Source organism: Mesorhizobium sp. M7A.F.Ca.AU.002.02.1.1 (assembly GCF_003998535.1).
Taxonomy (GTDB): Bacteria; Pseudomonadota; Alphaproteobacteria; order Rhizobiales; family Rhizobiaceae; genus Mesorhizobium; species Mesorhizobium ciceri.
On record NZ_RZPB01000921.1, the window covers coordinates 1 to 2,092 of the forward strand.

Consider the following 2,092-nt stretch of genomic DNA (forward strand, 5'->3'; position numbering starts at 1 on the left):
AGCCTATGCCGGCCAGGCTGAGCTTGCCGGCGATCTTCTGGCGCTCTTCATCGTCGATATGGCCATCGGCCTTCGCCGCCGAAATCATCGCCCGCACCAGGGTCAGCGTGAATTCGTCCTCGCCTTGCGGCGCCTGCGACGGGTGGAAGGGGGTATCCTTGGGCGGCGGCAGCAATTCCGGTTCACCGGCCGCCGGTGCTTCCGCGGGCGCGTTGCCGGCCTTGTAATTCTGGTAGGCCTTGTAGGCGAGGCCGCCGATCGCGGCCAGTCCGCCAAGCTTCACCGCGGCGCCCGTCACGTTGCGGCCAGTACCGGTTCCGAGCAGCACCGCGGCCAGCGCACCGGCGGCCAGCGGATTGTCCTTGGCCATCTGCACGGCCTGCCCCGCCTTGTCGCGAACGGTGCCGCTGGTGCCGGGGATTTGCGAGCCGAGCAGATCGTCGAGAAGCTTCTTGGGATCGAACATTCAGTGCCTCCAGGATTTGCCCGGCCAACGGGCGGGTTTCGAACGTCGAAGACGTAGGTCCCGAAACTTGACATTGCAATGACAGGCAGCCGCTTTGCAGCAGCACGATGCTGGATCAGGAGCCGATATGCGGCCCCCTGCCCCGCGCCTGCGCAAGCTCGACCTGGCGCTGGCGCTCGGCATAACGCTGGCGGTCCTCGTCCGAACGCGCATCGAAGCAATGCGGGCACGAAATACCGGCAGCGAATTTGGGCGACGTCAGCTCGCCCGGCGTCAGCGGGTGGCGGCAGGCGCGGCACAGTTCCGCGTCGCCCTCGGCAAGGCCGTGCGACACCGAAACCCGCTCGTCGAAGACGAAGCACTCGCCTTGCCAGAGGCTCTGTTCGGCCGGAACCTCCTCGAGGTATTTGAGGATACCGCCCTTGAGATGGAAGACATCCTCGAAGCCGAGCGATTTGACATAGGCGGTTGCCTTTTCGCAGCGTATGCCGCCGGTGCAGAACATCGCAACCTTGCGGCCTTCGAGCTCCGCCCGGTGCGTTTCCACCCAGGCCGGGAACTCGCGAAAGCTTGCGGTGGCCGGGTCGATCGCACCCTTGAACGTGCCGATCGACACCTCATAGGCGTTGCGCGTGTCGATGATGACAGTGCCGGGCTGCGAAATCAGAGCGTTCCAGTCGGCCGGCGCGACGTAGGTGCCGGCACTTTTCGAAGGATCGATGTCATCGACACCCATGGTGACGATCTCGCGCTTCAGCCGCACCTTCATGCGATGGAACGGCATGTCCGCGGCCGCGCTGTACTTGACCTCGAGTCCGGCAAGCCCTTCGATGGCTTCGAGATACGCGATCAGTTCGGCAATTGCCGTCTCGCTGCCGGCGACGGTGCCGTTGATGCCTTCATGCGCCAGCAGCAGCGTGCCCTTTATGCCGCGCCCGCAGCAGAATGCGGCGAGCGGCGCGCGCAGTTCTTCGAAAGCGTCGAGCCGGGCAAACCGGTAGAGCGCGGCGACGCGAAGGAGTGGAAGTGATGTCATCGCCGAAGCCACTAGACGCTCGAGCAAGCCGATTCAAGGCAAAGCAGGCATCCTGTTCGGCGGGTCACTGGCGCAAATCTGCACCATGGGTGAATTTGTACCATAGCTGAGATCAGGGAGTCAAGAAAAAATTCCTATCCTGAAAAGCCACCGGGACCAAAGCTGTCGGCACCATCGAGCCGGCAGCCACCCTTGTCAACTTGGGCTTGGCGAGTATGGGCGACGCGTGACATCGCGACACGGCCGGTTTCGTGGACAGGAAAACGGCCTTCTGCTAATCGGTTGAATTGTCCCACGCCACGGAGAGACACATGCCCAGCAAGACCGAAAAACTTCTGTCGCTCCTCAACGGCCAGCCCGTCATCCCGGTGCTGAAGATCTCCGATGTCGCCAATGCCGTGCCGCTGGCCCGCGCTCTGGCGCGCGGCGGCCTGCCTGCGATCGAGATCACGCTGAGGACCGCCGACGCGCTGGAAGCGATCCGGCGGGTCGCTGGTGAAGTCGAGGAAGCCATCGTCGGCGCCGGCACCATTCTTGATGCCAGGCAGTTCGAAGAGGCGGCCGCCGCGGGCTCGCGCTTCATCGTCAGC

2 protein-coding genes and 1 pseudogene are annotated in these 2,092 nt (G+C 64.1%); 1 reads left to right on the plus strand and 2 read right to left on the minus strand.

The window, feature by feature from the left end; genetic code table 11:
• Together EN879_RS33300 and EN879_RS33305 are read right to left on the minus strand one after the other, a co-directional pair.
• A partial coding sequence (locus EN879_RS33300; protein WP_127274576.1) for a DUF533 domain-containing protein occupies nucleotides 1-466 on the minus strand: 466 nt, incomplete at its 3' end.
• A gap of 115 nt (nucleotides 467-581) precedes the next feature.
• The gene (locus tag EN879_RS33305) at nucleotides 582-1,502 is read right to left on the minus strand and encodes a rhodanese-related sulfurtransferase (protein WP_013529741.1); all 921 of its coding nucleotides are present in this window, start codon (nucleotides 1,500-1,502) and stop codon (nucleotides 582-584) included.
• A gap of 311 nt (nucleotides 1,503-1,813) precedes the next feature.
• On the opposite strand from EN879_RS33305, the pseudogene EN879_RS33310 reads away from it, so the two are divergent.
• Nucleotides 1,814-2,092, plus strand: a pseudogene (locus EN879_RS33310) (keto-deoxy-phosphogluconate aldolase); the annotation flags it as partial.

What these genes read in the sequence shown, in the direction of transcription:
- EN879_RS33305 (WP_013529741.1), bottom strand. Translation starts at nt 1,502, where the DNA reads ATGACATCACTTCCACTCCTTCGCGTCGCCGCGCTCTACCGGTTTGCC.